Origin of the sequence: Yersinia sp. 2540 StPb PI, assembly GCF_052217165.1 — a bacterium.
Taxonomy (GTDB): domain Bacteria; phylum Pseudomonadota; class Gammaproteobacteria; order Enterobacterales; family Enterobacteriaceae; genus Yersinia; species Yersinia enterocolitica_E.
In genome coordinates this window covers 4967771-4987243 of record NZ_JAZGQC010000001.1, presented here as the reverse complement: position 1 = coordinate 4987243, position 19473 = coordinate 4967771, and the positions used below count along the sequence as shown (strand labels likewise).

The window sequence follows — 19473 nt, the reverse complement described above, 5'->3', positions numbered from 1 at the left end:
TGTTATACCACTTATCCCTATTGGGTTCTAGTCATTGCTATCACAGTTGTGATGGAAAATACGCCCTAAACCCAGGGCAAAGAAGAAGTAAAAAGCCCGGTAAATGATTACCGGGCTGGAGTCGAACCAATGGCTAATAATGACTAGTCAGATTAGTTCTGTCCGGCAGGTGCCTGTTGTATCGGATCGATTGCAGGTTCAACCGCCGGGCGGTTTTGCAGTACCGTCCAGATAACCACTACTGCTAACACATCAAATACCGCCAGTGCAGCAAACAGAGGGCTGAAGCCCATGGTGTCTGCCAACGCACCCACCACCAGAGCGAACATGGTACTGGCAGTCCAGGCCGCCATACCGGTTAACCCGTTGGCTGTGGCCACTTCGTTACGACCAAATACGTCGGAAGATAGCGTAATCAGTGCGCCGGACAGGGATTGGTGAGCAAAGCCCCCAACACACAGCAGTGCGATAGCAGCATAAGGGCTAGTGAACAGGCCGATAGTCCCCGGTGCAATCATTAACAGGCCACCCATTGTTACCACCAACTTACGGGAAACAATCAGGTTAACTTTGAAGTGTTTCTGGAACAACGGCGGCAGGTAGCCACCCAAAATACAGCCCAGGTCGGCAAACAGCATTGGCATCCAGGCGAACATGGCGATTTCTTTCAGGTTAAAGCCATAGGCTTTAAACATAAATAGCGGGATCCAAGCGTTAAATGTCCCCCAGGCTGGTTCTGCCAAGAAACGCGGGATCGCAATGCCCCAGAACTGACGGTTACGGATAATCTGCAATGCAGACATTTTTTTAGCGTTAGCAGTGGAGTGCTGTGCTTCCTGACCACTGAGGATGTATTCACGTTCTTCATCAGTCAGTTTTTTCTGGTCTTTCGGGTGTTTGTAGAGGATTAGCCAGGCAATAGCCCAAATCAGACTGAGCACACCGGTGATGATAAATGCCATCTGCCAACTGTGCATCACGATAGCCCACACCACTAGTGGTGGTGCAATCATGCCGCCGATAGAGGAACCGACGTTAAAATAACCTACAGCAATGGAGCGTTCTTTTGCCGGGAACCATTCGCTACTGGCCTTCAGGCCAGCTGGGATCATAGCAGCCTCTGCCATACCTACCGCACCACGAGCGATAGCTAAACCGCCCCAACTGCTGGCCAACGCGGTACTCATACAGAAGATGGCCCACATAATGGCAAACATGGCATAGCCCACTTTGGTGCCCATCACATCCAGAACATAACCGGCTACCGGTTGCATCAGGGTGTAAGCAGCAGAATAAGCGGCAATGATGTAAGAGTATTGCTGTGTCGTGATATGTAACTGCTCTTGCAACGTCGGTGCGGCAACCGCAATAGCATTACGTGTTAAGTAACCCAATATGGTGCCGACGGTGACCAAAGCGATCATGTACCAGCGTAAGCCTTTAATTTTACGCATCATTTATAACTTTCTCCCAGTCTAAGATTACTGCTATGAAGCGCGACCTGTAGCGGCGTTTCATGGCGCAATTTGGTCCAACCTACATCGCTGTGCATGTGGTGGTACCCGACCCTGCTTAATTGACGTTACAGCGGTGTTAGCTGCTCTCATTCCCCCGCATCACTGACTGGAATCAGTTTTGCCGGATTCACTCGTTTGCCGCCGACCTGTAACACCAATTACGTTGGGTCATACCTTCTTATTGGCGTTGAGGCTACGTGCTGTCACGAGCTTCAACTGCTTTGGGTATCCCTTCCTATTGAGAGCAACTGTGCTGTAGCTGCTCTCATTCTTGCTTGTGTCTTCCCGCTTGGGTCAAATCAGCGCATTTGATAGAGCAATGCGGATGAGATGACTGAGGGCGACGCAACAATAACTTGTCATACAGATTTAAAAGTTGAGTGATATCACAAAAACCACTTTTCAATTAGGGAATAATAGAACCCGACAGACTTAGTGCCGCAAGGGGCTAAATAGATTATAAATGTTGAGTATTTGTTCTTTTTGTTAGGTTTTTGCGATCTCTATCGATAAAAAAATGCTGGACGATAGATGAAATTGGTGTGATAACTTCGCGATAACAGAGAGCAGTGCTCTAAGATGTACTCAAGTGAGGAACCTAATATGTCGCAGTTTTTGACCGAAGACTTTTTGCTGGACACCGAATTCGCCCGTCGTCTGTATCATGACTACGCAAAAGATCAGCCGATCTTTGATTATCATTGCCATTTACCCCCTGAACAGATCGCAGAAAACTACCGCTTTAAGAATCTGTATGACATCTGGTTGAAAGGTGACCACTATAAATGGCGTGCTATGCGGACAAATGGTGTAGCAGAACGTTTGTGTACCGGCGATGCCAGTGATCGTGAGAAGTTCGAAGCTTGGGCTGCAACGGTTCCGCATACTATTGGTAACCCACTGTATCACTGGACTCATCTTGAATTGCGCCGTCCATTTGGTATTACAGGTAAGTTATTATCTCCTGCGACGTCAGAAGAGATCTGGCAACGCGGTAACGAATTACTGGCTCAGGACAGTTTCTCTGCGCGCGGCATTATGCAGCAGATGAATGTAAAAATGGTCGGTACCACTGATGACCCGATTGATGACCTGCGCCACCATAAAGCTATTGCTGCTGATGGCAGTTTCAACATCAAAGTGTTGCCAAGCTGGCGTCCAGATAAAGCCTTCAACATTGAAGCCGCTGGTTTTAACGACTACATGCAGCGCTTGGAAGCTGCCGCTGATACCTCTATCAGCCGCTTTGCCGATCTGTGCACGGCACTGAACAAACGGATGGACCACTTTGCCGCGCACGGCTGTAAAGTATCGGATCATGCCTTGGACGTCGTGGTCTACGGTGAAGCAGATGAAGCCACGTTGGATGCGATTCTGGCGCGCCGTCTGGCCGGTAATCAGCCCACTACTGAAGAGATCGCCCAGTTTAAAACCGCAGTGTTGCTATTCCTGTCTGGCGAATATCACCGCCGTGAATGGGTGCAGCAGTACCACATCGGCGCTCTGCGTAACAATAACAGCCGCATGTTTAACCTGGTGGGGCCGGATATCGGTTTTGACTCCATCAATGACCAACCACTGGCGCAGCCACTGTCCCGTCTGTTGGATGCTCAGGGCCTGCGTAATGCATTACCAAAAACCATCCTTTACTGCCTGAACCCACGTGATAACGAAGTTATCGGCACGATGGTTGGCAACTTCCAGGGCGAAGGTGCTGCGGGGAAAATGCAGTTCGGTTCCGGCTGGTGGTTTAACGACCAGAAAGATGGCATGCAACGCCAAATGACCCAACTGGCACAACTTGGTTTGCTAAGCCGCTTCGTTGGCATGCTGACGGATAGCCGCAGCTTCTTGTCTTATACGCGCCATGAATACTTCCGTCGCATCCTGTGCCAGATGATTGGTCGTTGGGTGGAAGATGGCGAAGCTCCGGCAGATATTGAACTGCTGGGTTCAATGGTGAAAAACATCTGTTTCGATAACGCGAAGCAATATTTTGCCATCGAGCTGTAATCGCTTTGAATAACAAATAACAGGGCCGGTTAGCGGCTCTGTATAACTCTAACTCATTATTTATTTAACGCCCGGCTGCACTGCGGTAAAGACCTTCTCTACAAAGAAAGGATTGCCTGCAAAGCACGGACTGTCAGTAATGCCGGTCCATGGCTGTATGCGTTATGAGGTGAACCCTGATGCAAACTCTAAACCGTCGTGACTTTCCCGGCCGTAGCCACCCTGACAAGATTATTCAATTTGGCGAAGGTAACTTCCTGCGTGCTTTTGTTGACTGGCAGATTGATTTACTCAATGAACACACCGATCTGAATGCCGGGATCGTGGTGATCCGCCCGATCGATACTGATTTTCCACCGTCACTCAGTACTCAGGATGGTCTGTACACTGCGGTGATCCGTGGTTTGAATGAGCAGGGCGAAGCGGTGCGTGAATCCCGCCTGATCCGCTCGGTTAACCGTGAGATCAATATTTATCGTCAGTTCGATGAATATTTGGCGCTGGCCCGCGATGCCAATATCCGCTTTATGTTCTCAAATACCACCGAAGCGGGTATTGCCTGGAATGAAGCCGACCAATTCAGTGACGCACCACCAAGCTCTTTCCCGGCTAAATTGACCCGTTTACTGTTTGAACGTTTCGAGCATTTTGCCGGTGCCGCAGATAAAGGTTGGGTGTTACTGCCTTGTGAACTGATTGATTACAATGGTGAAGCACTGCGCGAACTGGTGTTGCGTTATGCCAGTCACTGGCAGTTACCTGCCGCTTTCACCCAGTGGTTAACTGAAAACAATACTTTCTGTTCAACGCTGGTTGACCGCATCGTTACAGGCTATCCGCGTGATGAAGTGGCTGCCTTACAGACCGAACTGGGTTATCAGGACAGCTTCCTGGATACCGCAGAATACTTCTATCTGTTTGTTATTCAAGGGCCAAAAGAACTGGCTCAGGAACTGCGCCTCGACCAGCTTGAGCTGAACGTGCGTATCGTTGATGACATCAAACCCTATAAAGAACGCAAAGTTGCCATTCTGAACGGCGCACACACCGCGCTGGTACCCGTGGCATACCTCTCTGGGCTGGACACCGTCGGCCAGACGATGGATGACGCACAAATCAGCAGCTTTGTAGAGAAAACCATTACCGAAGAGATTGTACCGGTATTGGATTTACCAGAAGACGAATTATTGTCGTTCTCGCAAGCGGTATTAAGCCGGTTCCGCAATCCGTTCATTCAGCATCAGCTGCTGTCTATCGCCTTGAATGGTATGACTAAATTCCGTACGCGTATTTTGCCACAGTTGCTAACCTACCAGCAGCAGCAAGGCAAGTTACCACCGCGTCTGACCTTTGCTCTGGCAGCCCTTATCGCCTTTTACCGTGGTGAGCGTGAGGGTCAAACTTACCCGTTGCAGGATGATGCTCACTGGTTGGAACGCTATTCAACCTTGTGGAGTGGTGTAAAACACAGTGATATCACTCTGGCTGAGTTAGTTAACAGCGTACTGTCTGATGCGACCCATTGGGGGCAGGATTTGACCGCCGTTCCACAACTGGCCAACCAGGTGACAGAGCAACTGCAAACAATCATTGATCGTGGCATGAGAGCTGCGGTAGCGGCCTATAGCTAAAGGTTTAACTATGCAAAGTATTATAAAAATTCACCCGCTGGATAATGTTGCTGTCGCACTGCAAGACCTGGCCGCAGATGAAGTCATTGAAACCGGTGAGCTCAGCGTTAAGCTGGCTCAGCCGGTGGCCCGTGGCCATAAGTTTGCTTTAACAGCGATCGAACCGGGTCAGATGATCGTTAAGTATGGTTTGCCGATTGGCCATGCATTAATTCTCATCCAACCGGGCGAACATATTCATTCGCAAAATGCCAAGACTAACCTCAGTGATCTGGATGAGTATCAATATCAGCCGGAATTCAGTGACCTGCCACCACAAATGGCGGATCGTGAGGTGCAAATCTACCGTCGTGCTAACGGTAATGTGGGGATTCGCAACGAATTGTGGATAGTGCCGACTGTTGGTTGCGTGAATGGCATCGCCCGCCAAATCCAGCAGCGTTTCCTGAAAGAGACTCAGGATGCAGAAGGTATTGATGGTGTTTATCTGTTCAGCCACCCATTCGGTTGTTCACAACTGGGTCAGGATCATGAAAATACCCGTACCATGCTGCAAAACATGGTACGTCACCCTAACGCGGGTGCGGTGCTGGTGATTGGCCTGGGTTGTGAAAACAATCAGGTAGATGTTTTCCAAACTACGCTGGGCAAGGTTGATGAAGATCGCGTGCACTTTATGGTCTGCCAACAGCAGGATGATGAAGTTGAAGCTGGTTTAGAGCATTTACATGCGCTCTATCAGGTGATGCGTAATGACCAACGGGTGCCGGGCAAACTGAGTGAACTGAAATTTGGTCTGGAATGTGGCGGCTCTGATGGTTTGTCCGGTATTACGGCTAACCCTCTGCTAGGGCGCTTCTCTGACTATGTCATTGCGAATGGCGGAACCTCTGTACTGACCGAAGTACCGGAGATGTTCGGTGCGGAACGTATTCTGATGAGCCGTTGCCGCGATGAAGCAACTTTTGAAAAGACGGTCAGTATGGTCAATGATTTCAAACAGTACTTTATCGCTCACAACCAACCGATTTATGAAAACCCATCACCGGGTAATAAAGCGGGCGGTATCACCACATTGGAAGAGAAATCCCTTGGTTGCACCCAGAAAGCGGGTCAGAGCAAAGTGGTCGATGTACTGAAATATGGCGAGCGCTTGCAACGTCCTGGCTTGAACCTGCTCAGCGCACCGGGCAATGATGCGGTGGCAACCAGTGCGTTGGCGGGTGCTGGCTGCCATATGGTGCTGTTCAGTACCGGTCGTGGCACACCTTACGGTGGTTTTGTACCGACGGTGAAACTGGCAACCAACAGTGAATTGGCAGCGAAAAAGCCACATTGGATTGATTTTGATGCTGGTAAGTTGATTCACGGCACCTCAATGGACACCTTGTTGACTGAGTTTGTCGAGTTGATTGTCGACATTGCCAATGGTAAACCGGCGCGCAATGAAGTGAATGATTTCCGCGAACTGGCGATCTTTAAAAGTGGTGTAACCTTGTAAATAGTATGTCTTTCGAATAATATGAAACGGTGTTTTATTTTTTATAAATAAGCTCCGATACCCAAAGTAATTGGAGTTACAGGTAGGCCGCCCGCGAATAAACCCCGATGAGCTTACTCAGGTAAGTGATTCGGGTGACAAATCTGCTGAGTAAAGGGCAGCTAACAATCCTGTGGCTTCAAGCACGAAGGGGGTTCATTATTAACAGTCAGACTCAGTGCGGGTAACTGCACTTCAGGACTCCCCACCATGACCTTCTATTGGTTTGCTCAATCCATTGGTGTACTGGCATTTTTTGTCGGTATCACCATGTTTTTCAACCGTGATGAGCGGCGTTTCAAACTTCAACTTTCCGCATACAGTGCCATTATTGGTTGTCACTTCTTCCTGATGGGAGCCAGTGCTGCCGGCAGTAGTGCCATGCTTAACGCATTACGTAATCTGGTAGCCGCTAAAACGCGCAGTAATATTGCGATGATGGTTTTTATCATCCTGACGCTGACTTTTGGTATTTGGCGTATGCAACATGCGGTGGAAATATTGCCCATTTTTGGCACGGTAATCAGCACTTGGGCACTGTTTCGCACCCATGGGCTGACCACCCGTTGTGTGATGTGGGTCTCCACCGTCTGCTGGGTTATCCATAACGTATGGTTGGGTTCTATTGGTGGCTCATTAATTGAAGGCAGTTTCTTACTGCTAAACGGTTTTAATATTATCCGTTTCCGCCGCCTGCAACTTAAAGGAATAGACCCTTTCCGGGTTGAGAAGAAAGCGGTAAAAGAAGACGCCGCTTAATAAAACTGGGGGCTGTAATCGCCCCCACGGGTTATGACACTATCCTGATTCAGATGCTTTTACGGTTCGCCAGTGGATCTGGATTAGCCAGTCTGGCATCGTCTGCCTGGCAGGCCGCGGCAGTGAACAGCACATCGGTGGAGGAGTTCAGGGCGGTTTCGGCTGAATCCTGTAACACACCGATAATGAAACCAACCGCGACCACTTGCATTGCTATCTCATTCGGAATGCCAAACATGCTGCAAGCCAATGGGATCAGCAACAGTGAGCCACCGGCAACCCCGGATGCGCCACAGGCACAAATTGCCGCCACCACACTCAACAGCAGGGCAGTGGGCAAATCAACCGGAATACCCAGCGTATGTACCGCCGCCAGTGTCAGCACGGTGATAGTAATTGCCGCGCCGGCCATGTTAATGGTGGCACCCAATGGAATGGAGACTGAGTAAGTGTCTTCATTCAGGTTCATCTTCTTACACATTTCCATATTTACTGGAATGTTAGCCGCTGAACTGCGGGTAAAGAAGGCGGTTACACCACTTTCACGCAAGCAGGCAAAGACCAGTGGATATGGGTTACGGCGAATTTTCCAATACACAATCAGTGGGTTTATTACTAATGCCACCAGTAACATACAGCCAATTAATACGATGAGTAGCTGTGCGTAACCCAGTAACACGCCAAAACCCGTTTCTGCCATGGTGGAGGCAACCAAGCCAAAAATACCCAGCGGCGCAAAACGGATAACCACTCGTACCACTTTGGTCACAGCATCAGACATATCATTAATTAAGGCTTTAGTGGTATCCGCAGCATGACGCAAGGCAATACCCAAGCCCACGGCCCAGGCCAGAATGCCGATATAGTTGGCATTGAGCAGCGCATGAATCGGGTTAGCAATTATGCTGCTCAGCAAGCCTTTCAGTACTTCGACAATCCCACCGGGAGGGGTGATTTCAGCAGTATTGGTCGCCAGAATCAGGGTGGATGGGAACATAAAGCTAACCACCACAGCAATCAATGCGGCTGAAAAGGTACCCAATAGATACAAAAACAGAATAGGGCGGATACTGGTTTTTTGCCCCTGTTTATGGTTGGCAATGGAGGCCATGACCAGCATCAAAACCAATATCGGTGCAACAGCTTTCAATGCGCCAACGAATAATGTACCGAGCAGACCAACGGCTGTAGCGGCAGGGGTAGAGACCACGGCCAAAATGATACCCGCCACTAAACCGACCAATATCTGTTTAACTAAACTGCCACGGGCGATAAACCCGATAAATCCAGATGGTGTCTTTTCCATAGTTTCCAGTGATGCCTCTTCCCAAGTTAAACTTGTCTTATTTTTTTACCCATTTAGCACTCGAACCGGAACGGGGCTGAGCACTTATGTTCACACCTGTAACTTAATATTATTTGTAACTGGGTGTGTTTGCTTTGACAGTATAAGGGAATCTATTGGCGAGGAAAAAGACAATCAGCAAAATCCAATACGGATCAATATTGCATAACATTTTGTTTACATTTATGTGATCGCAATAACATTTGGTGAGTGGCGAAATATACGGGATAAATGCGGGGTTATTACTCCCCCGCATAATAGATTGTAGCGTCAGGCAGCTTACTTGTGGAGGGTTTTATCTGCTGCTAAACGGCGGTCTGCGCGATGATTTACCCAGACATTAATTAACAATGTCAGTGCCAGAATACCGGCTACCACACCTAATGAAATGCCAATAGGGATATGGAACAGGTCAATAATCATCATTTTGATACCGATAAACACCAGAATGACGGATAAACCATACTTCAACATTGAGAAGCGTTCGGCCACATTTGCGAGTAAGAAATACATGGCACGCAGACCTAAAATAGCGAACAGGTTAGAGGTCAACACAATAAAGGGATCGGTGGTCACCGCGAAGATAGCTGGGATGCTGTCAACGGCAAAAATCACATCACTTAGCTCAACCAGAATTAATACCAGCACCAGTGGCGTTGCATAGAGCAGGCCATTTTTACGCACAGTGAAGCGGTCGCCATGTAACTCATCCGTCATGCGTAAGTGATTACGAATCCAGCGAACCAGTGGTTTCTCACCGATGGGAGTATCGTCTTCTTTTGCCAATGCCATTTTGATACCGGTAAACAGCAGGAAGGCACCAAACAGATACAGGATCCAACTGAATTGTGACACCAGCCAACTGCCGGCGAAGATCATAATAGTGCGCAGTACAATCGCACCCAGCACACCGTAAATCAGTACCCGGCGCTGCAAATTGGCAGGAACAGCAAAATAGCTAAACAGCATTAACCAAACGAAGACGTTATCTACGGCGAGTGCTTTCTCGATCAGATAGCCGGTCAGGAAGGCAAGTGCTTGCTTGTCGGCGATATCACGCCCCACTGTTTCGGCCAGATACCACCAAAAACCAGCATTAAACAGTAAAGACAAACTAATCCACACCAGCGACCAGCAGGCAGCCTGACGCAGTGTCATGGTTTGCGCGCCACGACGCCCCTGTAGGAGTAAATCGATGGCAAGCATAATCGTCACGATAACAGCAAAACCACCCCACAATAAGGGAGTACCCACGGTATTCATCATTCATAAACCTCTTAAAAACAAAAACGGCCAACGTCGGAAGACGCTAGCCGCTATGTCTGAGCTGCAAGCAAACCTCGCCTTCCGGCAAGGTCTCACTTACAACACCGATAATGTAACAACACCCATAGGTGCTAGTACATAATGAGGTTGCCCGGTAACCGGGTGCTTTCGCACCGTAATGACGGCTGACCGGCAATGAAGTTACTCCCCTTTGCCGCGCAAAAATAATGGAAAACGGGCTGCTGGTCAATCATTGAAAGTAAATTAACTTACAGCCGGTGGCTGGGTATCTGCTGGGGAAATAACCCCAGTCTGGCGGCGAATATCTGTTTGAATACGCGAGGTGAGCAACGACAACTGCAAACCAGCGTGTTCCACCTGTGCATTTTCCACCAAATTGGCAAAAACCTCAGCTTCATACAGCATAGTATTAATATGCTGTGGCAGCGTCAGATCCACCGAATGGCCCCCTCTTGGGGTAAAGGCGATAGACAGACATTCAGAGATACTTTCAATAATCAGCGAACCATCCTCCCCCTGAATTTCACTGGGGATATCCGATTGGCTGACTTTTGAATGGATGAGAACCACATCAAAATCGCCATAATTCATACAGACGGTGCCGTGGGCATCGACCCCACTGGGGAGCAAACTGGCGCTGGCCAGTACTGACTTCGGCTCGCCCCATAATGCCAGTGCGCTAGCCAAACAGTAGTAACCAATATCCATGATCGAGCCATTAGAAAAGGCTGGGTTAAAGGTGTTGGGATTTTCGCCGTTCAGATAGCGCTGGTAACGTGATGAATATTGGCAGAAGTTAATGGTGACTTTACGTAATTTTCCCACCTTGGGCAGTGCCTGCTTTAACTGAATAAAGTTAGGCAGATAGGCAGTTTTAAAAGCTTCAAATAGCACGACCTGATGTTCGCGGGCACAGGCAACCAGCGCTTCGACTTCAGCCAGATTTGATGCCAGCGATTTCTCGCAAATAACGTGTTTTTTATGGCTGAGGAACAATCTTGCCTGGGGATAATGTAGGGAGTTCGGGCTGGCAATATACACCGCATCAATCTGGTCACTCGTCGCCAAGGCTTCCAGATTATCAAAGCAGTCAGTAACGTTGTAATCATCGCCAAACTCTTGGGCCTGTTCCAGCTTACGGGAGTAAACGGCAACCAGTTTCATCTTGCCACTTTCGTGGGCGGCATCAACAAAGCGTGCGGTGATCCAATTAGTGCCAATAACAGCGAAGCGAATCATAGTGAACTCCGTTACTACAGAAGAAAAACACGTTGAACCGCCAGATGGTTACACCCACAGGGGATTTTCTTGGCGAATTCCCTTCGTACTTGACGTTACAGGGGGCGCTATGTTCACTTGCTTGCCGCCTGTCTGCCCCTTGAAATCTATTCGGTATGGCTTTGTAAATCAAATACTAATAAATCGCACCAAACAGATCCAAATGAGTCAGATAGAGGCGAGTGTCAAACTCTAACTGATGATATTGCGGCTCCATATGGCAGCACAAACTATAGAATGCTTTGTTGTGATCTTTCTCTTTCAAATGCGCCAATTCATGAACCACTATCATTTTTAGGAAGGCTTCTGGCGCGTTTTTAAACACAGTGGCGACCCGAATCTCTGCTTTTGCTTTCAATTTGCCACCTTGCACCCTGGAAATTGCGGTATGCAGGCCGAGAGCATGCTTCATCACCTGAATTTTACTGTCGTAGGCCACTTTACTTAACGGCTGAGCGTTGCGTAGATACTGGTTTTTTAAATCAACCGTGTATTGATACAACATCTTATCCGTATTGTAATCATGGGATTGTGGATAGCGCTGACGTAATACATTCCCCAGACGCTGTTCGGTGATGAGTTGGCGTACCTGAGACTGTAAGTTTTCGGGATAACCTTGCAGATAAGTTAGTTCCTGCATATGTATTTGCTCTGGCTAAGTTAGTCAATCAATTGATAGCGGATATGGGCCGATAATAACGTTTTCCCATCGTTTAGACAAAATCCTATTGTGCAGTTGGGCCAAATCTAATGACTTAAATAAAAAGTACCAATACCAGCATCACGTTACACTTTGCTGGTACTGGTTTTTAGTTAAGAAATTAGTATCTAACTAATTTAAAATTGGTAATTGATACCCAAAGTCGCTTGGGTATCTGAGTAATTGTGCTTACCTAACTGCTGACCAAGATGGCTCCATAGCTTAAAGTTGTTATTGAACTTGCCCTCAACACCTAGTTTCAACTCAGCAATGTTGTTCATTCCTTGCGGTGTAATATGGGCATCATCCAGTAATAGCCCTTTATTCCCGTTGCTATTTATCCAATTAGCTTCAATGAACGGGTTGATTTTTAAGGTGTTAGTAGTAGATAAAGTATCAGCGCCAAATTCTAGTGTTGTAAGTAATCCTAATTTGGTCGTAACCGTATTGTTCTCTTCCATCTTTATCTGTGGCCCGGTGAGTTCTTTATGTTGCAGCCCACTGCTACGTTGCCACAATACTTTCGCCTTCGGTTGTACAAATAACTTAGCCTTCTCTTTTTCGATCAATTGAATTTTGTAACCTGTTTCTAACGCTGTGGTGAATATATAAGACTTATAATTCGCACCGGTGACGACTTCTGGTGCCTTAACCTGATTATTAAACATTCCGTATTGCGCAAGTAAGCCAATATAAGGCCCAAGCTGACTGATGTTGTCGGCATTCCAGACGCTATATAACCCTAAGTTATAGCCAACTACAGACCCATTAGCTTGATGCTGAGATGTGGCGGAATTGCTACGACTGCTGGCTTTACCGATACCGGCAGTTATTCCCAGAATTCCTAGATCATGTTCACCGCTGCTCCATTGGCTTATTTTGCCCCCTAACTGAGTTGAATAGCGGGTGCCTTTGGTGTGGAGTTGGTCCTGACCGGAGCTAAAACGGGTTATCGCCCCATTGGTGTTTAACCACATGCCGGTAACTTTTTGCTCGCCCGTCATTGGGTCAGTGTAGGGAGTTTCTCCTTGGCGATGCTGTAGGTCGTCAGTAATAAACATCTGTTGTGCGGCCATTTGGTTGGCAAGATAGCTACCGGCTTGCGGGTTATGGTTAATGATAGGGGGGGATTTAAGAATTGGTTCAGGTACCGGTAGCCTTTTGGGTTTTGGGGCGGGTGGTGTTGCTTTTTTAGGCTTGGTTGTTATCGTTGTTGCTGCCGGCAACGTATCATTATTGCCAATATGATCTTTCACCTTGCTTTGCTGGTGTTCCTGGTGCGCTACCAATGGGTGATGCTGCTGCTCTTCCTCTGGTAGTTGCTGGTACTCCTGTAATTGCAGTTGCAGGTACTCCAGCGGGTACCTATTCTGCAACTGTTTCTCCAACTGGTTGAATTGCGACTGCAGACGCTCACTGTCATCCTCCAACCTCTTTAGCTCTGAGTCGGGCGAATTGAGCTTCAGCGCGATGCGCCTATCCATCTGCTGATCCATCGGCAGATGGCTAATTTGTATACGCTGCTCTTCTTGCTTCATATGCTGTGCCAACTTTTGCTGGCCAACTTCTTCCATGTTTTGTGCCAAATACTTAAGGTTTTGGAACATATTCTGCAACTGGGCAGAGTTGGTGTTTATGTTATGTTCAGCCCCTTGCTGTATAGAATGTTTTCTTCTATCGTCATCTGCCCAAGCGGCAGTGCCACTCAATGCCAACAACAGAGCACTGATAGCTTTGGCACAGTTGGATACGCGATATGATTCGTGCTGTGATGATAGGTGGGGCGTAATAGTTAGCTGCGTACTATTATTATGATCCAGATTAATAAAATTTGATGAAGACATTATTGGTTTACCTTCCTGGTAATTGATATTCAAGCCCTGTTATTACGGATGGTATGATTTCCATTCATAAAATTATTTTTGATATGAAAATATAGGCTTAGGCGCTATAACCCTTTAAAATAAAACTAATAAAGTTTAAATTCTTAAATAATAAATAATTTCTTATTTAATTACCTCGATGAATACGTGATAATAAAATGCTAATTAAATCTGTGGCTTTATAGGGGCGCTGGTATTTTATGTTGAGTGAAGAGGAATTGAGTGCATTGGTAATGACTTAACATGAAAATAATATTTAATAAGGGTTTGACGCGGTGGGAGCGGTGTTTCATTACGCTATCTTAAGCCGTTCGTTATGCTGATGTCTCTGTTATACCCTAGGGGATTTTCTGGCTTTGCTAGCCTTAGTCTCGATAAAACGTCATTTAAGCAAAAAAACATTTTACTGATCGCCCGTTTTAGGGGATAAACAGCCCAAATTTATTATTCAGGAGCGGTGATGAGCCAACTCTTACTGGGAACGCAAAGCCTTGAGCTTGAGCGTTTTCCACCACAAGAAAATTCCAATACCCTACAGGCGTGGGAAGCAGCAGATGAATATCTGCTACAAAACATTGACTTAAGCCAAATTGATGGCCGCCCGGTGCTGGTATTTAATGATCAGTTTGGAACGCTGGCCTGTGCTTTACATGCTTATCGTCCATTCAGTGTCAGTGACTCTTATATGAGCCAGTTGGCGACGACGCATAACGTGCAGTTAAATCAGTTAGATGAAAATGCCGTTACCCTATTAAGCAGTATTGATGCGCTACCCGCCGCTCCTAAGCTGGTGGTGATTAAGATCCCTAAAGCTTTGGCGCTGTTGGAGCAGCAATTACGCGCATTGCGCCTGGTCGTAGCCCCAGATACGGTGATTATTGCCGGGGCGAAATCCCGCGATGTGCATAATTCAACTTTGCAATTGTTCGAAAAAATTCTTGGTCCGACCAAAACCACACTGGCGTGGAAGAAATCCCGCCTGATTCACTGCGAAGTGGCAGATATGCCACTGGCAGATGCGCCGGAAACTACCGATTGGCCGCTGGCGAATACCGAATATGTCATCCATAACCATGCTAACGTTTTCTCTCGCAATAATTTGGATATCGGTGCGCGCTTCTTTATGGAGATTCTGCCGTATGATGTGGCGGGCAAAATCGCGGATCTGGGTTGTGGTAATGGTGTCGTCGGTTTAATTGCATTGGAACAAAATCCATTGGCAGAAATGCTGTTTGTCGATGAGTCCTATATGGCCGTTGCATCCAGTGAGCTGAATATCACCTATAACCGCCCACAAGACTTACCACGCTGTGAATTCATGGTAAGCCATGGTTTGGCCGGTGTTGAGCGTGAGAGCCTGCAACTGGTGCTATGTAACCCTCCGTTCCACCAACAGCATGCGGTCAGTGACCATGTGGCCTGGCAGATGTTCTGTGATGCTAAACGTTGTCTGAAGGTGGGGGGGGAACTGATGATTGTGGGTAATCGCCATCTGGACTATTTCCACAAACTTAAACGTTTGTTCGGTAACTGCGAAACATTGGATTCAAACCAGAAATTTATGGTGCTGAAAGCAGTGAAAACGGCATCATCCCGTTCCGAGGGGGGGGGTAGCGGTAGTCTTGATATGTCGTATAGCGATTTCTAAATACCCTTCGTACTTGAAGCCGCAGGGGTGTTAGCTATGTTCACTCACCCGAATCACTTACTTATGTAAGCTCATCGGGATTTGTTCACTTGCTGCCTACCTGCGACTCCAATTACTTTGGGTATTCCCTGCTTGAAGCCGCAGGGGGGCATGCCACCCCCTGTTTTGCTTATTATTGCTTATATAGCCAGCGCCAGACGCGTCCCTTGATCAATTGCCCGGCGTGCATCCAGCTCAGCGGCGATATCCGCGCCACCAATCAAATGCACGGTTTTCCCCATATCCAGTAAGGGTTGATGTAATTCCCTACGCGGTTCCTGGCCCGCACAGATAATGATGGTATCGACGGGTAAACAGCTCGCCTGTTCTGCACGGGTGATATGCAAACCTTCATCATCAATGCTGTCGTAACTCACACTGTTAAGCATTTTCACCCCACGCATCGCCAGACTGGTACGGTGGATCCAACCGGTGGTTTTACCCAAGCCTTCACCCACTTTACTGGTTTTCCGTTGTAACAAGAAAATCTGCCTTGGTGACGGATGCACTTTGGCCCCCGCCGGGGATAATCCGCCACGATATGCCAAATGTTGATCGATGCCCCATTCACGACTGAATGCAGCGCTGTCCAGACTGCTGGAATCACCGGATTGGCTGAGGTATTCGGCGGTATCAAAACCAATTCCCCCCGCACCAATAATGGCCACGCGCTCACCGACCGGTTTTTTATCGCGCAATACATCCAGATAAGTAAGGACTTTCGGATGCTCAATCCCCTTGATAGCTGGCAGGCGTGGCTGGATACCACAGGCGAGGATAATTTCATCAAAATCAGCCAACTGCTGTGGCTGTACCGAGGTATTTAGCTGCTGAATAACACCATGGAGCACCAACTGACGGTGGAAATAGCGCAGCGTTTCATAAAATTCTTCCTTACCTGGGATCTGCTTGGCAATGTTGAATTGGCCACCGATATCTGTTGCCGCATCAAATAGCGTCACTTGATGACCACGACTGGCGGCGGTAACGGCGAAAGCCAGTCCGGCCGGCCCGGAACCGACGACGGCTAAGCGTTTTGGTGTTTCTGTGGGGAGTATGGGCATTTCGCTTTCACGGCACGCGCGAGGGTTGACTAAGCATGAAGTGAGTTTGCCTTCGAAAATCTGGTCCAGACAGGCCTGATTGCAGCCGATACAGGTGTTAATTTCGTCGGCCCGATGTTGTGCTGCTTTTTGGACAAACGCCGCATCAGCGAGGAACGGGCGCGCCATTGACACCATATCCGCGCAACCATCAACCAGTACCTGCTCAGCAACCGCAGGGTCATTAATGCGGTTAGTGGTGATCAGCGGAATAGCCACCGCCCCCATCAATTTGCGCGTCACCCAACTGAATCCGGCCCGTGGCACCATGGTAGCGATAGTGGGAATACGTGCTTCATGCCAACCAATGCCAGTATTAATCAGGGTGGCACCGGCCTGTTCAACCGCCTGCGCCAATTGTTCAATCTCTTGCCAACTGGAACCTTCTTCCACCAGGTCAAGCATCGAAAGGCGGTAAATCAGTATAAAATCAGTTCCAGTCGCCTCACGGACTGCCCGCACAATTTCTACGGCAAAGCGCATTCTGCGGGTAAAGTCCCCGCCCCAGTCATCATCGCGCTGATTAGTTCTGGCGGCGAGGAACTGGTTAATCAAATAGCCCTCAGATCCCATCACCTCGACACCATCGTAACCCGCTTGTTTGGCAAGCTGTGCACAGTTGGCAAAGTCGGCAATAGTTTGCCGTACTTCATCACTACTCAATGCCTGTGGGGTATAGGGGTTAATCGGCGCTTGCAATGCGGAGGGAGCCACGGGGTGTTTCTGATAGCTGTAACGGCCGGCATGTAGGATTTGCAGCGCGATCTTACCGCCCGCCTGATGTACTGCATCCGTCACGATTTGATGATGGGGGACTTGCGCCGCATCATTTAATACTGAGGCCCCCTGATACACCACGCCTTGCTTATTGGGAGCGATACCCCCGGTGACAATCAGGGCGACACCACCGGCGGCCCGTTCAGCATAGAATGCGGCCAAACGTTGAGGTCCATCGGGTAATTCCTCTAGCCCGGTATGCATCGAACCCATTAATACGCGATTTTTCAGGGTAGTAAAGCCAAGATCAAGGGGCGCGAGCAGGTGAGGGTAAGCTAACATTGCAGTCTCCATCGGGTGCACTCTGGCTATATTGCAGCAACGTAAAGCTGCGCAATATCACCAAACCGTTATTGTTATGTCTCTGCCGCTCTGGCCGAATGCAGCAAGTGGTCGGATGAGATTTTTTATTCAAATTTAGACGGTGCTGTGCAACTTGGGAAATCGCAGTGTGCTGATTGTGATAGCCGTCATGAATATGACATCAGGGAAGGGGCAGTAACATGAAGTATTAAACGAAGGAATTATACCTATAAAGTATATTCCCTTCGTTTCTCGCGATGGCTATTTATAACTCGGCTATTAATCAGCCACCAAAGACCCGCAAGCGGTGACCATCAGGATCTAAAGCCACAAAGGTATAGCCGAAATCCATCTGTAATGGTTGTTGCAAAATAGGTAAGCCGCGCTGTTGCCAGTCATTATATAACGATTGCACCTCAGCTTTATCGGCCAGAGCAAAAGCCACTTCACCACCGCCACCCGTGGCTGTCGCCGCCGGTTCAACCGTATGTTTTGACCATAAGCCCAGCATCACCCCTGAATCCAGTGCAAACATGGCAAAGGTTGGGTGAAGTTCTACCGGTGCCTTTGCCAGCAAGTCACCATAAAACGTAGCGCTGGTGGCCGGGCTATCAACATAAAGAATAATGAAATTCGGATCTGCCATGGTTTTCCCCTTATCCCTTTGGTACTTGAAATTGTAGCGCTCAAGTTGGTGCTCGACCGTCTACCTGAAATTCCAAATACTTTAGGTATCTAATCAAATGGATAGTTTTTTTGTTAACCGAATGTCGCTTAACTGGGTTCTATCCTAGCGGGGCATACTGACAGTTTCTGTCAGTAGTGATTATTGATTTGTAGCGACAATAAAAAACTACGGTTTTGGTGGTGTCGACAGCAGCGACTGATCATCGATGCCTTCCGCTTCCCGCCACTGTTTTAGCAATAGCTGTCGGCGCTGAGGATAGCGTTGATCCGTAAGAGAAATTGCGCTTATTCGATCCGCGCGAAAGTTACGGATGGTTTGGCGCAGTTCACACCAGGCAACCACCACGCGCACCTGTTCAAAAAAACCGATAGCAAAAGGCCAGATGCGGCGACATGAGTTAGCCCCTTTCAGGTCTTGATAGGTAATATCCACTTTGCGCTCGGCACGGATTGCGCGGCGCAAGACCGGTAGCGCCAGTTCACAGTCAGGCATATGGCCGACAGGGCCGATGAGCAGTGTCGAGGCATCTAATTCGTCACGTAAATCTGCAGGTAAAACCGCCGCGATTTTCGCCAAAGCATTACGGGCAGCGGCACTCAGATGGGCATCTCCACGATGGCTGACCCAGCGTGATCCTAATACCAGCGCTTCTATCTCTTCTTCGGAGAACATCAAGGGCGGCAGCATAAAACCCGGGCGCAGCACATAGCCCAGACCGGGTTCGCCTGCAATATCAGCGCCTTGCTGTTGTAGGGTGGCAATATCGCGATAAAGTGTTCGCACACTGATAGCCAGTTCCTCCGCCAGCGCAGCCCCTGTTACGGGATAGCGATGGCGGCGTAGCACTTGAATCAGGTCAAGCAGACGCTGGCTGCGGGACATAATAGCTCTCGTCGGAGTATAAAAGCTGACTATAGCACCTTCAGTCAGGCCATTTTACTTGGTGGCAGCAAAACTAGGGA

General features: G+C 48.3%; 14 protein-coding genes. 5 read left to right on the top strand and 9 right to left on the bottom strand.

The window, feature by feature from the left end:
- Window positions 1–152: 152 nt before the first annotated feature.
- Entirely contained in the window at window positions 153–1457 is a 1305-nt protein-coding gene (locus tag V1956_RS23225; protein ID WP_083162326.1) for an MFS transporter, read from the bottom strand.
- Between the two features lie 663 nt (window positions 1458–2120).
- Between V1956_RS23225 and uxaC the strand changes: the two genes are divergently transcribed.
- The 4 genes from uxaC to V1956_RS23205 all read left to right on the top strand — a co-directional run bounded on the left by uxaC (window position 2121) and on the right by V1956_RS23205 (window position 7460).
- Entirely contained in the window at window positions 2121–3530 is a 1410-nt protein-coding gene (gene uxaC / locus V1956_RS23220) for a glucuronate isomerase (protein WP_372560459.1), read from the top strand.
- A gap of 179 nt (window positions 3531–3709) precedes the next feature.
- The gene (locus V1956_RS23215; protein WP_372560460.1) at window positions 3710–5161 is read left to right on the top strand and encodes a tagaturonate reductase; all 1452 of its coding nucleotides are present in this window, start codon (window positions 3710–3712) and stop codon (window positions 5159–5161) included.
- 10 nt (window positions 5162–5171) lie between these two features.
- Window positions 5172–6662, top strand: a complete 1491-nt coding sequence (locus V1956_RS23210; RefSeq protein ID WP_083162332.1) for a UxaA family hydrolase — start codon at window positions 5172–5174, stop codon at window positions 6660–6662.
- Window positions 6663–6911: 249 nt separating this feature from the next.
- Window positions 6912–7460 carry a YgjV family protein gene (locus tag V1956_RS23205; protein WP_442825745.1) on the top strand — a complete coding sequence of 183 codons (549 nt, stop codon included), beginning with the start codon at window positions 6912–6914 and terminating at the stop codon, window positions 7458–7460.
- A gap of 49 nt (window positions 7461–7509) precedes the next feature.
- Here V1956_RS23205 and sstT read toward each other — a convergent pair whose 3' ends face one another.
- The 5 genes from sstT to V1956_RS23180 form a co-directional block, all read right to left on the bottom strand.
- On the bottom strand, window positions 7510–8766 hold the full coding sequence (sstT, locus tag V1956_RS23200; RefSeq protein ID WP_372560461.1) for a serine/threonine transporter SstT: 1257 nt from the start codon (window positions 8764–8766) through the stop codon (window positions 7510–7512).
- Between the two features lie 318 nt (window positions 8767–9084).
- Window positions 9085–10071: a TerC family protein gene (locus V1956_RS23195; RefSeq protein ID WP_372560462.1), complete on the bottom strand. Its 987-nt coding sequence runs from the start codon at window positions 10069–10071 to the stop codon at window positions 9085–9087.
- A 264-nt stretch (window positions 10072–10335) separates the two neighbouring features.
- A complete protein-coding gene (locus tag V1956_RS23190) occupies window positions 10336–11331 on the bottom strand; it encodes a Gfo/Idh/MocA family protein (RefSeq protein ID WP_442825744.1) in 996 nt (331 codons plus the stop codon).
- 175 nt (window positions 11332–11506) lie between these two features.
- On the bottom strand, window positions 11507–12010 hold the full coding sequence (locus V1956_RS23185) for a M48 metallopeptidase family protein (RefSeq protein WP_005192896.1): 504 nt from the start codon (window positions 12008–12010) through the stop codon (window positions 11507–11509).
- A gap of 197 nt (window positions 12011–12207) precedes the next feature.
- Window positions 12208–13914 carry an autotransporter outer membrane beta-barrel domain-containing protein gene (locus V1956_RS23180; RefSeq protein ID WP_442825743.1) on the bottom strand — a complete coding sequence of 569 codons (1707 nt, stop codon included), beginning with the start codon at window positions 13912–13914 and terminating at the stop codon, window positions 12208–12210.
- 499 nt (window positions 13915–14413) lie between these two features.
- Between V1956_RS23180 and rlmG the strand changes: the two genes are divergently transcribed.
- Window positions 14414–15601: a 23S rRNA (guanine(1835)-N(2))-methyltransferase RlmG gene (rlmG, locus tag V1956_RS23175; RefSeq protein WP_372560464.1), complete on the top strand. Its 1188-nt coding sequence runs from the start codon at window positions 14414–14416 to the stop codon at window positions 15599–15601.
- Window positions 15602–15780: 179 nt separating this feature from the next.
- Here rlmG and V1956_RS23170 read toward each other — a convergent pair whose 3' ends face one another.
- From V1956_RS23170 to V1956_RS23160, 3 genes are all read right to left on the bottom strand, one after another.
- Complete coding sequence (locus V1956_RS23170) at window positions 15781–17802, bottom strand: oxidoreductase (protein WP_420070752.1); 2022 nt, start codon at window positions 17800–17802, stop codon at window positions 15781–15783.
- 304 nt (window positions 17803–18106) lie between these two features.
- The gene (locus V1956_RS23165) at window positions 18107–18469 is read right to left on the bottom strand and encodes a VOC family protein (RefSeq protein WP_372560466.1); all 363 of its coding nucleotides are present in this window, start codon (window positions 18467–18469) and stop codon (window positions 18107–18109) included.
- Between the two features lie 207 nt (window positions 18470–18676).
- A complete protein-coding gene (locus tag V1956_RS23160) occupies window positions 18677–19393 on the bottom strand; it encodes a helix-turn-helix transcriptional regulator (protein ID WP_420070751.1) in 717 nt (238 codons plus the stop codon).
- Window positions 19394–19473 lie beyond the last annotated feature (80 nt).